Source organism: Gemella sp. 27098_8_155, assembly GCF_041433725.1.
Taxonomy (GTDB): Bacteria; Bacillota; Bacilli; order Staphylococcales; family Gemellaceae; genus Gemella; species Gemella haemolysans_D.
In genome coordinates this window covers 1-17,279 of sequence record NZ_JAPWCA010000012.1, presented here as the reverse complement: position 1 = coordinate 17,279, position 17,279 = coordinate 1, and the positions used below count along the sequence as shown (strand labels likewise).

Here is a 17,279-nt window from a genome sequence, read left to right as displayed (position 1 = left end):
ACTTATAGACACTCTAACAAATCGAAACCTTAATTCGCCTTGTGGAAACTTTTTAGAAATTGTATAGAATTTGTGGGGGAACTCTATACAAAAATTACTATTTTTGTTTTACTCCTAGTTAAGTAAATAATAAAGCTAAATAACAAGTTAATATAGCTTTCATAATATCCATATTAGTGTTATAATATTGTAAGACTATATAATGAAGAGGTAAAAAATGATTTACGGAATAGGTTGTGATATCGTCGATATTCATCGCTTCGAAAAATATGTTGATGATAAAAAACGACTTGAAAAATTATATACAGAATATGAATTAAATGAATTTTATAAAATAACAAATAAAAGAAGAAAAATGGAATTCCTTGCGGGACGCTTTGCGGTAAAAGAAGCAACCTCTAAAGCACTTGGAGTTGGAATTTCTAAGGAGTTTTCTTTTCATGATGTTGAGGTAAAAAAAGATGATAATGGGAAACCATATATAGAATATGGTGACTTTAGGACACATTTGACTATAAGCCATACTGATACAACAGTAGTGGCGTTTGTTGTTTTAGAGAAAGGGGATTAGATTAATGATTAATGATAGACCAACACAATTAAGAGTAAATTTGGATGCATTATTAAATAATTACAGAAAGTTAAATGCTTTAAATAACAAAAAAATCGGATTAGCTATTGTTAAAGCAGATTCTTATGGATTGGGTTCGAAAGTAATCGCAGATTATCTATATAAAAATGGAGTTAGGCATTTCGCAACAGCTACATTAGAAGAAGCAATAGAGCTAAAAGATGTTATTAAAGATAGTATGGTCCTTGTATTAGGAGTTACAAATCCCCAAAATGTTAAATATGCAGTAGAAAATAATGTTTCTTTAACATGTCCGTCTAAAGAATGGTTAGAAGAAGCTTTAGTACAATCGCAGCAAATAGAAGGAAAATTAAAAATTCATGTTAAAATAGACACGGGAATGGGAAGAATTGGAACTTCCGATTTAGAAGAACTAAAAGAGATTGATAACTTATTAGATTCAGAAAAACTTGATTTTGAAGGGATTTTTTCACATTATTCAAATGCTGATGGGGATGATGATAATTATGACAATTATCAAACAGAAAATTTCGAAAATTCTCTTAATGTTTTCACTCATAAACCGAAATATATTCATATAGAAAATTCAGCAGGAACTGTAAAATATAGTGATAGAGAAGATCATTACAATCTTTCTAGAATAGGTATTGCACTATATGGATGTTATCCAAGTGGAAATATTGAAAAATTAGATAAGGTACAATTAGAACCTGTAGCTAGTTTAATTAGTAAAGTGACACATGTAAAAAAATTCCAAGCAGGACAAAAACTTGGGTACGGTGTTAGCTATGAAGCTAGACAAGATGAATATATCGCGACAGTGCCTATAGGATATGCTGATGGCTTACTAAGGAGAGCTCAAGGATTTAAAATTAGAGTTGGATCTGAAGAGTGTGAAATTGTTGGACGTGTATGTATGGATCAACTTATGGTTCGTTGTAGTGAAAATGTAAAAGTAGGAGACGATGTACTATTCTTTGGAGAATATAACGGTCAAAATGTTTCAGTAGATGCTTTTGCAGAATATCAAAATACAATAAGTTATGAAATATTTTGTTGTATAAATAAACGTGTTCCAAGAGTTTATTATAATAATAAGATGGAGTTATAGAATGTACGAGAAAATTACAAAAAATTTGGCAACTAAGCTAAAGATACAAGATAAGTATGTGGTAAATGTATTAAATCTATTAGAAGAGGGAAATACAATTGCTTTTATCGCTAGGTATAGAAAAGAATTAACAAATTCTTTAGATGAAGTTGCTATAAAACAAATACAAGATGAATTTAATTATTTAAAATCTCTTGAAGAAAGAAAAGAAGAAGTAATTAGATTAATTTCAGAAAAAGGTCTACTTACTGATGAGTTGAAAAAAGATATTTTAGCTCAAGAAAAACTACAAAGGGTAGAAGATTTATATCGTCCGTTTAAAGAGAAAAAACGTACTAAGGCTACGATAGCTAAAGAAAAAGGATTAGAGAAATTAGCTAACTATATTTTGAAACTTCCAAAATCTTTAGAAGTTTTAAATAAAGAAGCAGCTAAATATATAAATACTGAAAAAGAAGTAAATAGTATTGAAGAAGCTATTAATTATGCACTAGATATTATCGCAGAAAATATTTCAGACAGTGCAAAATATCGTGAGTATGTTCTTGAAAATACTAGAAAGTTTGGTCAAATCACTTCAGTACTAAAAAAAGGTGGAGAAGAGAAAGACGAAAACTCTACATATAAAAACTATTATGAATTCGGTGAACAAATTTCGAAAATTGCTTCACATAGAATTCTTGCTTTAAATAGAGCGGAAAAAGAAGGTATAATTCGTGTAAGTATAGAAAATGATAAAGATAGACTACATAATTATATTCTTAGAGGATTAACAAAAAATCGTCAAACAGCAATAAATGAATTACTATTAGAATGTGTTGCGGATAGTATGAAACGTTTAATTTATCCATCTATCGAAAGAGAGATTCGTAGTGATTTAACGAAAAAAGCAGAAGAAGACTCTGTTGTTATTTTCTCAGAGAACTTAAAACAACTTTTAATGCAAAGTCCTCTAAAAAACAAGAAAGTTTTAGGAATAGACCCAGCGTTTAGAACTGGTTGTAAGATGGCGATTGTTGATGAATATGGTAATTTTATAGATAAGATGGTTATTTATCCGCATAAACCAGCATCAGCAGATAAACAAGAGAAATCTAAAAAAGATTTAATTAAATTTATTAATAAACACAATATTAATTTAATAGCTATCGGTAATGGGACAGCATCTCGTGAAACTGAAAAATTTGTTGTAGAAAATTTAAAAGAAGCGGGACTAAAAATAGATTATGTTATAGTTAATGAAGCGGGAGCAAGTGTTTACTCAGCGAGTGAAGTGGCTCGTGAAGAATTTCCTGATTTTAACGTAGAAGAGAGAAGTGCAGTATCAATTGCACGTCGTATTCAAGACCCGCTAAGTGAACTAGTAAAAATCGATCCTAAGTCAATCGGTGTTGGACAATATCAACATGATATAACACCTAAATTTTTAGAAAAAGAACTAACTTTCGTAGTTGAAACAGCGGTAAATAAAGTAGGGGTAAATGTTAATACAGCCTCAGTATCTTTATTATCATATGTTTCAGGTGTTAATAAGCAAATAGCTAAAAATATTGTGGCTTATCGTCAAGAAAATGGGAAAATTGAAACTATTAAAGAAATTGCTAAAGTACCAAGATTAGGTAAGAAAACATATGAGCAATGTGTAGGATTCTTTAGAATACCAGATAGTAAAAATATTTTTGATGCTACAGGTATTCACCCTGAGAGTTATAAAGCTGCAGAAAACTTATTAAAAGAATTGAAATTATCTACTAAGGAAGTTGGGACTGAAGAGTTTGCAACTACTGTGGAAGCTGTAGATAAGAAAGAACTGGCTGAAAAAATTGGTGTAGGAATAGAAACACTTGAAGATATAATTAAAGATTTAAAACAGCCATTACGTGATGAACGTGAATCATTTGCTAAACCATTGTTAAAATCAGATATTCTGACAATAGATGACCTGCAAATTGGTGTAAAATTAGCTGGAACTGTTAGAAATATTACACAGTTTGGAGCTTTTATAGATATAGGTCTTAAGCAAGATGCAATGGTTCATATTTCAAAAATCAGTAAAAATTATATTAAAAACCCATTAGACGTTCTTAGTGTAGGACAAATCGTTGATGTGTATGTTATTGATGTAGACAAAGAACGAGGTCGTGTCGCACTAGCAATGTTTAAAGATTAAAGGAGGTAGAAATGAGTAATAACAAATCAAAATACCTTCCAAGTATAGATAGCTTGAGGGCATTGGCGGTATTAGCCGTTATTATTTATCACGTCGATGTAAATTATCTACCAGGTGGTTTCTTAGGTGTTGATTTATTCTTTGTTTTATCAGGTTATTTAATTAGTTCATTGATTATTAAAGAATATAAAAAGACAGGGTCTCTTAATTTATATAATTTTTATTTAAGAAGAGCTAGACGTTTATTACCAGCAGTGTATTTTATGATAACTGTAGGATTGATAGTGATGGTGCTATTCAATGATGTATTACTACGTAAAAGTCATCTTGATGCCTTATTTGGTTACATATATTCAAGTAACTGGTGGTATATATTCCATAAATTAGATTATTTTGATAGTTTTGGTTCGCAAAGTCCATTTAAACATTTATGGTCATTAGCTATTGAAGAACAATTTTACATGGTTTTCCCATTGTTATTTTTAATATTTAATAGGAAAAAGAAAGCCAAAGATGGAACATATAAATTAAATAAGAATTTTTTATATGTTGTTGTAGGATTAATATTTATATCTCTAATAACACATATTTTATTATTCGATATAAATAATATTAGTCGAATTTATTTTGGAACAGATACTAGAGCATTTTCGTTACTTGTTGGTGTTGTAGGAGCGATTTTATATCCTATGGATAAACTTAATACAAGAGTAACGCCAAAAGAAAATATACGTTACAGTTTAGTATCGTTTGTTTCGATAGCTATCTTAATAGCAATTATGATTTATACTTCAGAGTACAATACTTGGCTATATCGAGGAGGATTCCTACTTGTAGCTATTTTAGGGTTAGTGATTATAATAAGTAGTGGGAAACAACATACTATAATGTCAAAACTACTATCATTCAAACCAATAGTTTTTATTGGTAAAATTTCGTATAGTTTATATTTATGGCATTTTCCAATTTTAGTGTTAACTACACCAGTGTCAGAAATTGGTAATCCTAATATTTTATACGTAATATTACGAATTATACTTACATTTGTTGTAGCTATTATAAGTTACGTATTTGTTGAGACACCAATTCGAAAACTAGGATTTATAAACTACGTTAACTTGGTTTATAAAAAAATAATAAAACGTCCTAAAAAAGCAAGAAAAGTATACGCTAGTATTATAGGTGTAGTATCATTACTATTTGTGATGGGAATATTTGGGAAAGGTGTTCCATTCCTTTCAACAGCTTTTGTAAAAGAAATGGAAAACAATAAAGAAACTCAATTTGTAAATAATCAAAATAATAATAGTGATAATAATCAAAATAAATCTACTGATGAGAATAAAGATAACAAAGAAAATAAAGATGATAAAAATAATTCAGACAAGAAATATAGTTCTGTAGTTGTTATGGGAGATTCTCTGACAGTTGATATCGGAGAGAAATTTAAAGAGTTGTATCCAGGAGCTGTTATCGATGGTAAAATAGGTCGACAATTATATATGGCAGTGGATGAAGCTAAAAATTACGCTCAATATAACAATGAGAATTCAGCGATAATATTCCAACTAGGAACTAATGGACCATTCACTGAAAGTCAACTTGATGAATTAGTGAAGATTTTTGATAAAGCTGATATTTACTTCGTTAATGTTAAAGTACCAAGAGCTTGGGAAAAAACTGTAAATTCAGAGTTAACAAAAGCAAAAGAAAAATACTCTAATGTAACTATAATCGATTGGTATTCCGTAGCAAATGGTAATACTACTTTATTTGAACCAGATAAGGTACATTTAAAACCGAACGGTGCAGAAAGAATGGTTGATTTAATTGTGAAAAATCTTAAACGACCAGTAGAAATTAAAGAAGGTTAGAAGAGATATTATATAATATACATAAAACTAAGTAGTTTTAAGAGACTGCTTAGTTTTATTTGTTGTATTAAAAAATAATAACAATATAAAAACGAAGAAGTATTATTTAATTGGAATTAAGTTTAGTTTCTCATGAATTTTTGAATATCAAAAATTTAAATAATTTTTGTGATTGAAACATAAATATAACAATTGATAAGGCTTTTCTTAGTGAATTGTTGAACTTTCATTGAAATATGAATATAGTTTGTGATATAATATTCTAGTATTAAAATATATTTAAAATAGTAAAAAAGGAGATAACTATGACAAAAGTAAGAGTAAGATATGCACCATCTCCAACAGGAAATTTACATATCGGAAATGCAAGAACAGCATTATTTAATTACCTTTTTGCAAAACATTACGGTGGAGACTTCGTACTAAGAATTGAAGATACTGACTTCAAACGTAATAAAGAAGAAGGTGAAAGAAGCCAACTTAAATACATGGATTGGCTAGGTCTTGATTATGATGAAGGTATTGGAAAAGAAAAAGAATTCGGTCCTTACCGTCAATCAGAAAGAATCGATATCTATCAAAAATACGCAGATCAACTTATTGCTGAAGATAAAGCATACAAATGTTACATGACTGCTGAAGAATTAGAAGCGGAAAGAGAAGAGCAAATTGCTAATGGATTACCACCACGCTATAGTGGAAAACATGCTCATCTTACTAAAGAAGAACAAGAAGCATTTGAAAAAGAAGGTAGAAAACCATCTATCCGTATTCGTGTTCCACAAGACAGAACTTATAAATTCGATGATATGGTTAAAGGTGAATTATCATTTGAAGGACATGACTTCGGTGATTTCGTAATCATTAAAAATGATGGAGTAGCTACATATAACTTTGCGGTGGCAATCGATGATCATTTAATGCAAATTTCTCACGTTCTACGTGGAGATGATCACGTTTCAAATACACCGAAACAACTTGTTGTATATGAAGCATTAGGATTTGAACCACCAAGATTTGGTCACATGACTCTAATCGTAAATGAAAACAAGAAAAAATTATCTAAACGTGATGAAACAATCATTCAATTCATCGAACAATATGATGAATTAGGATACCTTCCAGAAGCATTATTTAACTTCATTACATTATTAGGATGGTCTCCAGAAGGTGAACAAGAAATTTTCACTAAAGAAGAATTTGTTGAAATTTTCGATGAAAAACGTTTAAGTAAATCACCAGCGTTCTTCGATAATAACAAACTAACTTGGATTAATAACCAATATATTAAAGCACAACCTTTAGAAAGAATCGTAGACTTATCATTACCATTCTTCGTAAAAGAAGGTGTTGCAACTGCTGAAGAAGTGGAAGCAAATAAAGCTTGGTTTGAAAAATTAATTTCTCTATACCAACCACAAATGAGTTATGGTGCTGAAATTGTAGAATTAACAAAACAATTCTTCGTAGAAGAAGTAAAATTTGATGAAGAAGAATTAGAAATTTTAAAACAAGAAACAACAGCAACAGTATTCGAAGATTTCTTAACAAAAGTTGAAGAAGTAGAAGAATTTACTGCTGATAATATCAAAGCTTTAATCAAAGCTATTCAAAAAGATACTGGAGTAAAAGGTAAAAACTTATTCATGCCAATTCGTATAGCTTCTACAGGATCAATGCACGGTCCAGAATTAAACACAAGCTTAGAATTACTAGGTAAAGAAAGAGTAGCATCTAGAGTAAAAGCTGCATTAGAAACAATTAAATAAAAAGTTTTAAATTTTTATAAATTAAGGGTGAAATAAATTGAGAATATCTAATTTTAGATTAGCCCTTAATTTTAATTTTCCAGCTGGGAAAAATAAGAGAAGAAATATAAATAAAAGTAAAGAAAATATCTTGACATTTATCAGTAAATAAGGTATTATTACTTATGATATTGTTTATATATCTTCACGAGTAAGCCCCGGAAAACTTAGTCGTTATGACAGATTAAAAACAACATCTAGGAGGAAAAAAGACATGCGTCAAACATATATGGCAAAGCCATCAACTGTAGAAAAAAAATGGTATGTAATCGATGCTGAAGGACAAACTTTAGGTCGCTTATCATCAGAGGTAGCTTCAATTTTAAGAGGGAAACACAAACCTACTTATACACCACACATCGATACTGGGGATAATGTAATCATTATCAACGCTGAGAAAATTGTGTTAACTGGTAAAAAATTAACTGATAAAATTTACCGTCGTCACACAATGCACCCAGGTGGGTTAAAAGAAAGAACTGCTGGATTAATGGTAGAAAAATATCCAGAAGAACTTTTAGAACTATCTATCAAAGGTATGTTACCAAAAAATACTTTAGGTAGAGCTCAAGGAATGAAACTTCACGTTTACCGTGGAGCTGAACACCCACACGCAGCACAAAAACCAGAAAAATACGAATTACGTGGATAATATAGGAGGAAATAATTAAATGGCACAAGTAGAATATCGCGGTACAGGACGCCGTAAAAGCTCAGTAGCACGTGTAAGATTAGTACCTGGAACAGGGAAAGTTGTTATCAACAACAGAGAAATGCGTGAATACTTACCATTAGAATCATTAGTATTAGACTTAATGCAACCTTTAGAAGTTACATCTACTACAGGTAACTATGACGTTTTAGTTAACGTTAACGGTGGAGGATACACAGGACAAGCTCAAGCAATCCGTCACGGAATTGCACGTGCTTTACTAGAAGTAAACCCAGAATACCGTAAAGACTTAAAACCAGCAGGATTACTAACTCGTGACCCTCGTATGAAAGAACGTAAAAAATACGGTCTTCGTGGTGCGAGACGTGCTCCTCAATTCTCAAAACGTTAATATTGGTCTTATACCAAAGTACGTCAAGGCAACAGAGAACTTTCTCTGTTGCCTTTTTTTGTTCTTTTTTGAATTTGATGAAAAAAGGAACAAAATATAGTTAGTAAAAAGTGAAGAAACTGAGGATGCTAATAATTAATTAGTATCCTCAGTTTCTAAATTTAATTTATTCTATTCATAAATCTCAGAGTCTTTTAGAGTGAAAATAACTTCAGTTCCTGCTGGATAATTATCTAATGATAATAAAAGTATTTTCTCCTCTAATTTTTTTGGCTTAATTTCTGCACTAACTTGAGCTATTTCATTTAATTCATCATATAAGTTTTTAAATAATTTAGCATCTTTTACGTTAATTTTTGGATTTATTTGATAGATTGGAGTTTCTCCAAACCATGTATCTTCATTTTTAAAGTCAATTTCTGATTTTTCGTTAATCTTCAGTTTAATCGAAATATCATAATCAAAAGTGTATCTATCAAATAATTTTGCTAGACTACTGATATAATCATGAGATCCTTTATTTGAGCGATTTATAAATTTAAGTTTTGCGCTATAATCAATCGCATTAAGATCTAAGATTTCTGCTAGTTTAAAAACATCGAATTCATCATATACATCAGAAGTAACAAAGTTAACTTTGACATCATATCCTACGCGTTGAAACTCTTGATATTTTTCTAAAAGTTCCTCTGAAGTTAAATCCTCATGATTTTCCTTAACATTTGTAACCGACTCTTTGCCATCCTCTATAACTTCTTGTTTAGGATATTTAACAGTCAATAAATAATTCATTCAATTATTCCTCCTTAATATTTAACACATTACTATTATACATATGTTTCAGTATATTTACAATAGAATGTATTAAGTTTAACATTAGATTAATATTCTGAATTTAATATATAGATATAATGGTAATTTTAAAAGTTCACTATTCTCAAGTGAAGATAAATTAAATAGTACTAATCCTTAATAATATTTAACCAAGATAGTTTATAAAAAAATAATTGATACATAAATTAAGTTTAATATTTAAACTTATTAATATACTTAAAGTTTTCATATATTTTCATGAAAATCCTATTCTTGACAATTTTCTATAATATTTATATAATAAGAGTCATAAAATTTAAAAAAGGAGGTCATTGCATATGAAAATAATTGCAATTTCAACAAGAAGTGTCGATTACCAATCAGATGCTGGTATAGCAAAAAGACGTCTATACATTAATGGTTATTTTTCAGAAGTAGCGGAAAAAGCTGGATTTATATTATTCCCAGTTTGTTCTCAAAACGGAATTGAGGAAATTGTAGCCATGTGTAGTGGCCTTATAATTGCTGGTAGGGATCGGGATATTAATCCTAAGTTTTATGGGGAAGAACCCCTAGAAGGTTTAGAATATCCTGAGGATCCGTATGAAGATGAATTAGATTTCAAACTTATTGAGCTTTTTGAAAAAAATAATAAGCCAATACTTGGAATCTGTAGTGGCTTACAAAGCTTAAATATTTATCATGGTGGTTCATTGAAACAGCATATTGATGATCATACAAGTAAAGAAAAATTAGTTCGTCACAATATAGATATAGAAGAAAATTCATTTGTCCATAGTTTATATGGAAATAAAGCAGAGGTTAATTCAATTCATCATCAAGCAGTAAATAGAGTTGCAGAAGGATTTAAAGTAACAGCGGTTTCTGAAGATGGAACTGTAGAAGCAATTGAAAAAGGAAACTTAATTGGATTACAGTGGCATCCAGAGGTTGATTATGAAATTGATACATTTAAAAAATTTCTAAATCTATGTGAATAGAATTTTGTATTACATTATTAATAAAAAATAAGAATACAGCATCAAAATAGTTGACTATTATTCAAAATAATGGTAAACTAATCTTTGTGTAAAATAATAGCAGTGGATTAATTGTTATTGCCTCTATGTTATACATTATTTAATGTGGCAACTCGTAGCCTATGCTGCTAGGCGAAGTTCCAGTTTTATAACATATACAACAACGATAATCGTGCTTTTTGTTTTCACAAAAATAAAAACAAAAAGATAAAAGGAGGAGCACATAATGGCTCGTTTTACAGGTTCAACTTGGAAAAAATCTCGTCGTTTAGGAATCTCACTAAGCGGTACTGGTAAGGAGTTAGCTAAACGTCCTTACGCACCAGGACAACACGGTCCTAACTTAAGAAAAAAACTATCTGAGTATGGTTTACAATTACAAGAAAAACAAAAACTTCGTTACCTACACGGAATGAACGAAAAACAATTCCGTAAATTATTCGATAAAGCTGGTAAATTACAAGGTCTTCACGGGGAAAACTTCATGGCATTACTTGCTACACGTTTAGATTCTGTAGTATACAGCTTAGGATTAGCTAGAACTAACCGTCAAGCTAGACAATTAGTTAACCACGGTCACGTTCTTGTAGATGGTAAAAAAGTAGATATCGCTTCTTACGCTGTTAAACCAGGTCAAGTAGTTTCAGTAAGAGAAAAATCTAGAAACCTTGAAATCATTAAAGAAGCTGTTGAAATCACTAACTTTGTACCTGAGTACTTAACTTTTGATGCTGATAAATTAGAAGGATCATTAGTAAGACTTCCAGAAAGAAGTGAATTACACCCAGAAATCAACGAACAACTTATCGTTGAGTACTACAGCAGATAATAAAAATAAGCCCTTTAAACTAATGTTTAAAGGGCTTGTTTTTGTTTATGAGCAAAATCTGCTCAAAATAAAAAAAGGAAAAAATTTATTTGTTTTTTGCTTTAAAATTATTATAGATTATAAGGTCAAAGAGAATACCTCTTTTCACTATTATTATTTTATCATAAAAAGAAGAAAAATAATATAAGAAATAACTCTAATTATATTTTTTAATATCGAGTTTCCAATAAAAGCATAAATAGTTAGTTATATCACATCAATGCTTATTGTATTATCAAGAAGTTATATTTTTCATCAAATAATGTGAAATATAATAAACTGAAAAGGAAAAATTAATTTTGTATAAATATTTTAGTTTTCAATAAAAGTATATACTTCTAGTAAATAATTTTGTATAAATTAAAAATTTTGAAAATAAAATTAATCCTTTTATTCTTATGAAACAGAATTACTTAGAAAATATAACAGCTGTTTTTCAAATTTCTTTTCCTAAAACAATTGATACTTATTTTCACAAAAATAGTATTAAGTAAAATTAAAGAATAGCTATTTTATAGGTTTTTGTTCCTGTATTAATATAATAAAATAGGGAAAATATTTTCACCATTACTTTCATTAGAAAAACGCTTTCATTAATACAAGAATTGTGGTAATATATAAGTACAGAAAAAATTAGGAGGTAAGGGAAATGATTATCGGAGTACCAACAGAAATTAAAAACAATGAAAGTAGAGTGTCTGCAATTCCGGGAGTAGTACATGAATTAGTACTAGATGGGCACACTGTTTATGTAGAAAAAGGAGCTGGATTAGCTTCGGGTATTTCAGATGCGGAGTATGAAAAAGTAGGGGCTGTTTTATTAGATAAAGCAGAAGATGTATGGAATAAATCAGATTTAATCTATAAAGTAAAAGAACCAATTCCATCAGAATATAAATACTTCAGAAAAGGTTTAATTATCTATACTTACTTACACTTAGCAGCAGATCCAGAATTAACTAAAGCAATGGTAGAATCAGGGACTATCGGTATTGCTTTTGAAACAGTAAAAGTAGGTCGTACTTTACCGTTATTAAGACCTATGAGTGAAATTGCGGGAAGAATGGCTATTCAAGAGGGTACAAGATTCTTATCAAAAGTACAAGGTGGTAAAGGTAAATTATTACAAGGTGTTCCAGGAGTTCAACCAGGTCATGTTGTAGTTATTGGTGCAGGGGTAGCAGGAACTGCAGCAGCTACAGCAGCTTCAGGATTAGGAGCTCGTGTTACAATGTTAGACGTTAACTTAGATCGTTTAACTGAATTATCACATATTTTTGGTGGTAAAGTAGAAACAGTTTACTCTAATAAATTAAATATTGCAAATGCAATTAAAACTGCTGATTTAGTAGTAAGTACAGTGTTAATTCCAGGGGCTAAAGCACCAAAACTAGTTACTAAAGAAATGATTAAAGATATGCCTGATGGAGGTGTTATTGTAGACGTAGCTATCGACCAAGGTGGTACAACAGAATATACAGAAGGTCGTCCTACAAGTCATGATAAACCAATATTTGTAGAAGAAGGTGTATTACACTATTCAGTTGCTAATATTCCAGGTGCAGTAGCTGAAACAGCAACATACGCATTATGTAATGCTACAGCTAAATATGTTAAACTAATAGCTAAATTAGGAGTTAAAGAAGCAGTAGCTAAATTCCCTGAATTAGTACCAGGTATCAACGTAGCTAACGGTAAAGTAACATTCAAAGCAGTTGCAGATGATTTAGGATATGAATATACTCCAGTAGAGCAAGCTTTGTAATATAATATTAAAAAATAAAATATAGAATAGTTATATTGTAGAGGAAGTGGTATGTATATTTATAGTATGTTATCCACTTCCTTTTATTAGATAGTAGGTAAAAATTGTAAAAGAGAAAATATATTATTTTATTAGGTTATTTATTATTTGTTTTATTCTTTACTTACATAAGTAAAATAATTAGTAGCAAATAATCTATAACTATGATATAATTAATAAATATTATTAATAGGGGAGAATATTTATTATAAATTAGGAGGATATTATGAGCGTTTTTAGAAAAAAATCAATTGACTTAATTTTAGCTGAGTCGCGTAACAAAACGTTAAACCCCACGATGAAAACTATGGACTTAGTTCTATTCGGGATTGGGGCTATTATTGGATCAGGTATTTTAGTATTAACAGGTAAAGCTTCAGCAGAAGCAGGACCTGCAGTTGTATTTTCATTCCTAATTGCAGGATTAGCATGTTGTTTAGCAGCACTTTGTTATGCAGAGCTAGCATCGACAATTCCATCAAGTGGTAGTACATATACTTACTTATATGTATCAGTTGGTGAGATTGTAGCGTATGCGATAGGATGGGTATTAATAGGAGGATATGTTCTTACAGCTGCAACAGTAGCCAATGGGTGGTCTAGTTACTTCTCACGTCTATTAGCTGGGTTAGGTATAGACCTTCCAAAAGAAATTTATACATTACCTTCACTTGGAGGATATGGAAATATCCCAGCGATTGTTATCGTACTGTTAATTACTTTTATTCTATCAAAAGGAACTTCAAGTAGTAAAATGGTAAATAATCTTATGGTAGCTGCAAAAGTAGGTATTGTAATTTTATTCATTGTTGTTGGTGCATTTTACGTTGAACCAACACACTGGACAAATAACTTTGCTCCAACTGGATTTTCTGGAGTTATGTTAGCTGCAACAACAGTATTCTTTGCATACTTAGGATTTGATGCGATTTCTACTTCTGCAGAAGAAACAATCAATCCTGAAAAAGCATTGCCTAAAGCAATTATTATTACAATGATCGTTTGTACGGCTTTCTATATTCTAGTATGTTTAGTATTAACTGGTGTTGTTGAATACAGCAGACTTGGAACTGGAGATGCGTTAGCATTCGTTTTAGAAGAAGTTGGACAAAACAAAGTTGCAGGTATCGTGTCTCTTGGTGCGGTAATCGGACTTATGGCTGGTATTTTATCATTCATGTATGCAGGTATTCGTATTACTTATACAATTGCTCGTGATGGATTATTACCAAAAGGATTAACAAAAGTTAATTCGAATAAAGTACCTAGTACTGTAACTTGGGGATTAGGAATTTTAACAGCGGTTCTAGCTGGTTTCTTACCATTAGGTAACCTAGCAGACTTAGCTAACGTAGCTTCAATCATAGCATTTGCGTTAGTAAGTTATACTACTATAGTATTCTACAAAAAATTCCCAGACTTAAAACGTGGATTTAAAGTACCTGGAATGCCAGTATTACCAATTATATCTATCGTTTTATTTGGAGCATTACTATACAGTGTTACATTAACAACATGGATTATCTTCATCGTTTGGGTAATCGTAGGTATGATAATTTACTTCACATTCTCATACAAAAACAGTAAATTAAAATAATAAAACAGAAGCAACTCATCAAAAGAGATTTCTTAGAGATCTTAATTGTTGAGTTGCTTTTTTATAAATATTTAATTTATACACCAGACCATAGGTTACGTTTATTACTTTTTGCTTTATTTTGTGCCTTTTTATATTTTTCTAGGTATCTAGTATCAGGTGGTTTTACGTATTTTATTTCAGCTAAACCAGATACTAGTAATTCTTCTTGAACATTTTTACCATCAGCATAAACGTAGCATAGAGCTCTATGATACTTATCTTCTTTTTGATAAACATCAAATTCAATTTCAACATTTTTAGCATTAGACAAAAGTTTTCCGTTTAATTCACTAGCCTCAGGTCCATATTTTTGAACTTTCACACCAGGTTTTACTGTTTCTGGAGTATCGATAAGTAAATATCTAACTTTTAGTTCTTTATGATTAAATTGAACGATAATTGTATCACCATCTATTTTTTTGAGAAATTTAACCCTATATTTGGTGTTATCACCTTTAATCAAAATTCCATTCACTGTGGCTTCTTTATAATCTTCTCTATGAGTATTAATAATTGAAATAATAATCATAAATACTGTTAAAAAAAGAATAAAGAACACCATAAAGACTTTTTTATTCATAATAATCCCCCCTGTATATTTAATTCTAACACTTTTATCATAACTAATAAAGAAAATAGATGAAATAAATAATGAATAATTTAACACTAAAATTAAATATATATAATATTAAATTATCTTTAATAATTATAAAGTTAAAAACGATAAATATAATAAAAATCTCAATTTATAAGGTTTATATTTATCGTGGTAAATAATATAAGTAACAGTATTTTAAACTTATATATACAAGGTTAAATTATTGTTTAAAATATTCTAAATAACATTTTATTTTAATAGTAAGGGTAATTACCTAAACAGATGCTTTGTAAACGCACTCTTTCAATGATAGTATAAGACTACGATAAAAAACAAAGGAGAAAAGAATATGACTAAATTAAAAAAAGAAAATTTTAAAATGTTTATCAATGGGGAGTGGGTAGATGCTGAAGATAAATTAGTATTAAAATCATATAATCCAGCTAATTCTGAATACTTAGCAAACTTCCCAGATGCAACAGAAGGAGATGTAAATAGAGCAGTAGAAGCTGCGCAAGAAGCATTTAAAACTTGGAAATATACAACAGTATCTGAACGTGCAGCTTTACTAAACAAAATTGCAGATATAATTGATGCTAATACAGAATTATTAGCTGCCGTAGAATCTTTAGATAATGGAAAACCAATTCGTGAAACATTAAATGTAGACGTTCCATTGAGTGCAAGACATTTCAGATACTTTGCAGGGTGTATATTAGCTGATGAAGGACAAGCAACAGTATTAGATGAAAAATTCCTAAGCTTAGTTTTAAGGGAACCTATTGGAGTAGTAGGGCAAATTATTCCTTGGAACTTTCCATTCTTAATGGCAGCTTGGAAAATTGCACCAGCTTTAGCTGCTGGAAACACAATTGTGCTAAAACCATCAAGTATTACATCGCTTAGCATACTAACATTCGTAGAATTAATTCAAGATGTATTGCCGAAAGGTGTATTAAATGTAATCACAGGACGAGGAAGTAAATCAGGGGAATTCCTAAAAAATCATCAAGGATTAAATAAACTTGCATTCACAGGATCTACAGAAATTGGTAAAAAAATTGCAGTGGCAGCTGCAGAAAAACTAATTCCAGCTACATTAGAATTAGGAGGTAAATCTGCTAATATTATCTTAGATGATGCTAATATTGAAAAAGCACTTGACGGGGTACAATTAGGTATTTTATTTAACCAAGGTCAAGTATGTTGTGCAGGTTCAAGAATTTTTGTACAAGAAGGAATCTACGATGATTTTGTAGCAAAAGTAAAAGAAAAATTTGCAAAAATTAAAATCGGTGATCCGCTAGATCCAAATACACAAATGGGTAGCCAAATAGATGAAAAACAAGCAGAAAAAATTGTTAATTATATCGAAATAGCTAAAAAAGAAGGTGGAGAAGTAATCGTTGGTGGTGAACGTTATACAGATAATGGATGTGATAAAGGGGCATTCGTTAAACCAACATTGATCGCTGGAGTAAACAATGGATGCCGTATCTCACAAGAAGAAGTATTCGGACCAGTGTCAGTAATTATTAAATTCAAAACAGATGAAGAAGTAATTGCTCAAGCTAACGATAGTGAATACGGACTTGCTGGAGCAGTATTCTCTACAAATATTACTCGTGCTTTAAATATCGCCCGTAGAGTAGAAACAGGAAGAATGTGGGTTAATACTTATAATCAAATCCCAGAACACGCACCATTTGGAGGATACAAAAAATCAGGAATTGGACGTGAAACTCACAAAGTGATACTAGAACACTATTCACAAATGAAAAACATCCTAATTGATTTAAGTGATGATGTATCAGGATTTTACAACTAGTATAATTAAATAAAACCATGATCAGGAAGTAACTCAGAATTAATATAGTTTTGAGTTACTTCTTTTGTTA

14 protein-coding genes are annotated in these 17,279 nt (G+C 30.2%); 12 read left to right on the top strand and 2 right to left on the bottom strand.

Annotated features, from left to right (window positions below; all coding sequences use genetic code 11):
• Nucleotides 1-217 precede the first annotated feature (217 nt).
• The 7 genes from acpS to rpsI all read left to right on the top strand — a co-directional run bounded on the left by acpS (nucleotide 218) and on the right by rpsI (nucleotide 8,619).
• On the top strand, nucleotides 218-571 hold the full coding sequence (acpS, locus tag O5Y44_RS05990; protein WP_316447721.1) for a holo-ACP synthase: 354 nt from the start codon (nucleotides 218-220) through the stop codon (nucleotides 569-571).
• A 4-nt stretch (nucleotides 572-575) separates the two neighbouring features.
• Nucleotides 576-1,703 (top strand): alanine racemase, encoded by a 1,128-nt coding sequence (gene alr / locus O5Y44_RS05985; protein ID WP_316447722.1) that lies wholly within the window; start codon nucleotides 576-578, stop codon nucleotides 1,701-1,703.
• Nucleotide 1,704: 1 nt separating this feature from the next.
• The gene (locus O5Y44_RS05980; protein ID WP_371465722.1) at nucleotides 1,705-3,873 is read left to right on the top strand and encodes a Tex family protein; all 2,169 of its coding nucleotides are present in this window, start codon (nucleotides 1,705-1,707) and stop codon (nucleotides 3,871-3,873) included.
• Between the two features lie 11 nt (nucleotides 3,874-3,884).
• Nucleotides 3,885-5,747, top strand: coding sequence for an acyltransferase family protein (locus O5Y44_RS05975; RefSeq protein WP_316447724.1), 1,863 nt, complete (start codon nucleotides 3,885-3,887; stop codon nucleotides 5,745-5,747).
• Nucleotides 5,748-6,052: 305 nt separating this feature from the next.
• A complete protein-coding gene (gltX, locus tag O5Y44_RS05970) occupies nucleotides 6,053-7,516 on the top strand; it encodes a glutamate--tRNA ligase (protein ID WP_271964784.1) in 1,464 nt (487 codons plus the stop codon).
• 253 nt (nucleotides 7,517-7,769) lie between these two features.
• Nucleotides 7,770-8,207, top strand: coding sequence for a 50S ribosomal protein L13 (gene rplM / locus O5Y44_RS05965; RefSeq protein WP_003144827.1), 438 nt, complete (start codon nucleotides 7,770-7,772; stop codon nucleotides 8,205-8,207).
• Nucleotides 8,208-8,226: 19 nt separating this feature from the next.
• On the top strand, nucleotides 8,227-8,619 hold the full coding sequence (rpsI, locus tag O5Y44_RS05960) for a 30S ribosomal protein S9 (protein WP_003145894.1): 393 nt from the start codon (nucleotides 8,227-8,229) through the stop codon (nucleotides 8,617-8,619).
• Between the two features lie 171 nt (nucleotides 8,620-8,790).
• Here the strand turns inward: rpsI and O5Y44_RS05955 are convergent, their stop codons facing one another.
• Entirely contained in the window at nucleotides 8,791-9,411 is a 621-nt protein-coding gene (locus O5Y44_RS05955; protein WP_371465721.1) for a hypothetical protein, read from the bottom strand.
• Nucleotides 9,412-9,770: 359 nt separating this feature from the next.
• Here O5Y44_RS05955 and O5Y44_RS05950 point away from each other — a divergent pair, with 359 nt between their 5' ends.
• From O5Y44_RS05950 to O5Y44_RS05935, 4 genes are all read left to right on the top strand, one after another.
• Nucleotides 9,771-10,433 (top strand): gamma-glutamyl-gamma-aminobutyrate hydrolase family protein, encoded by a 663-nt coding sequence (locus O5Y44_RS05950; protein WP_371465720.1) that lies wholly within the window; start codon nucleotides 9,771-9,773, stop codon nucleotides 10,431-10,433.
• A 265-nt stretch (nucleotides 10,434-10,698) separates the two neighbouring features.
• On the top strand, nucleotides 10,699-11,301 hold the full coding sequence (gene rpsD, locus O5Y44_RS05945) for a 30S ribosomal protein S4 (RefSeq protein ID WP_003145898.1): 603 nt from the start codon (nucleotides 10,699-10,701) through the stop codon (nucleotides 11,299-11,301).
• Between the two features lie 688 nt (nucleotides 11,302-11,989).
• A complete protein-coding gene (gene ald / locus O5Y44_RS05940) occupies nucleotides 11,990-13,105 on the top strand; it encodes an alanine dehydrogenase (protein WP_371465719.1) in 1,116 nt (371 codons plus the stop codon).
• A 265-nt stretch (nucleotides 13,106-13,370) separates the two neighbouring features.
• Complete coding sequence (locus O5Y44_RS05935) at nucleotides 13,371-14,741, top strand: amino acid permease (RefSeq protein WP_371465718.1); 1,371 nt, start codon at nucleotides 13,371-13,373, stop codon at nucleotides 14,739-14,741.
• A gap of 76 nt (nucleotides 14,742-14,817) precedes the next feature.
• On the opposite strand, the gene O5Y44_RS05930 is transcribed toward O5Y44_RS05935, so the two are convergent.
• Nucleotides 14,818-15,363 (bottom strand): thermonuclease family protein, encoded by a 546-nt coding sequence (locus O5Y44_RS05930; protein ID WP_371465717.1) that lies wholly within the window; start codon nucleotides 15,361-15,363, stop codon nucleotides 14,818-14,820.
• Between the two features lie 367 nt (nucleotides 15,364-15,730).
• On the opposite strand from O5Y44_RS05930, the gene O5Y44_RS05925 reads away from it, so the two are divergent.
• Entirely contained in the window at nucleotides 15,731-17,209 is a 1,479-nt protein-coding gene (locus tag O5Y44_RS05925; protein WP_371465716.1) for an aldehyde dehydrogenase family protein, read from the top strand.
• Nucleotides 17,210-17,279: the final 70 nt, after the last annotated feature.

Excerpts from the sequence above, each read along its gene's own strand:
- rpsI (WP_003145894.1), top strand. The coding sequence starts at position 8,227 with ATGGCACAAGTAGAATATCGCGGTACAGGACGCCGTAAAAGCTCAGTA.
- O5Y44_RS05955 (WP_371465721.1), bottom strand. The coding sequence starts at position 9,411 with ATGAATTATTTATTGACTGTTAAATATCCTAAACAAGAAGTTATAGAG.
- rpsD (WP_003145898.1), top strand. The coding sequence starts at position 10,699 with ATGGCTCGTTTTACAGGTTCAACTTGGAAAAAATCTCGTCGTTTAGGA.
- O5Y44_RS05980 (WP_371465722.1), top strand. The coding sequence starts at position 1,705 with ATGTACGAGAAAATTACAAAAAATTTGGCAACTAAGCTAAAGATACAA.
- acpS (WP_316447721.1), top strand. The coding sequence starts at position 218 with ATGATTTACGGAATAGGTTGTGATATCGTCGATATTCATCGCTTCGAA.
- O5Y44_RS05950 (WP_371465720.1), top strand. The coding sequence starts at position 9,771 with ATGAAAATAATTGCAATTTCAACAAGAAGTGTCGATTACCAATCAGAT.
- O5Y44_RS05935 (WP_371465718.1), top strand. The coding sequence starts at position 13,371 with ATGAGCGTTTTTAGAAAAAAATCAATTGACTTAATTTTAGCTGAGTCG.
- O5Y44_RS05975 (WP_316447724.1), top strand. The coding sequence starts at position 3,885 with ATGAGTAATAACAAATCAAAATACCTTCCAAGTATAGATAGCTTGAGG.
- gltX (WP_271964784.1), top strand. The coding sequence starts at position 6,053 with ATGACAAAAGTAAGAGTAAGATATGCACCATCTCCAACAGGAAATTTA.
- alr (WP_316447722.1), top strand. The coding sequence starts at position 576 with ATGATTAATGATAGACCAACACAATTAAGAGTAAATTTGGATGCATTA.
- rplM (WP_003144827.1), top strand. The coding sequence starts at position 7,770 with ATGCGTCAAACATATATGGCAAAGCCATCAACTGTAGAAAAAAAATGG.
- O5Y44_RS05930 (WP_371465717.1), bottom strand. The coding sequence starts at position 15,363 with ATGAATAAAAAAGTCTTTATGGTGTTCTTTATTCTTTTTTTAACAGTA.
- O5Y44_RS05925 (WP_371465716.1), top strand. The coding sequence starts at position 15,731 with ATGACTAAATTAAAAAAAGAAAATTTTAAAATGTTTATCAATGGGGAG.
- ald (WP_371465719.1), top strand. The coding sequence starts at position 11,990 with ATGATTATCGGAGTACCAACAGAAATTAAAAACAATGAAAGTAGAGTG.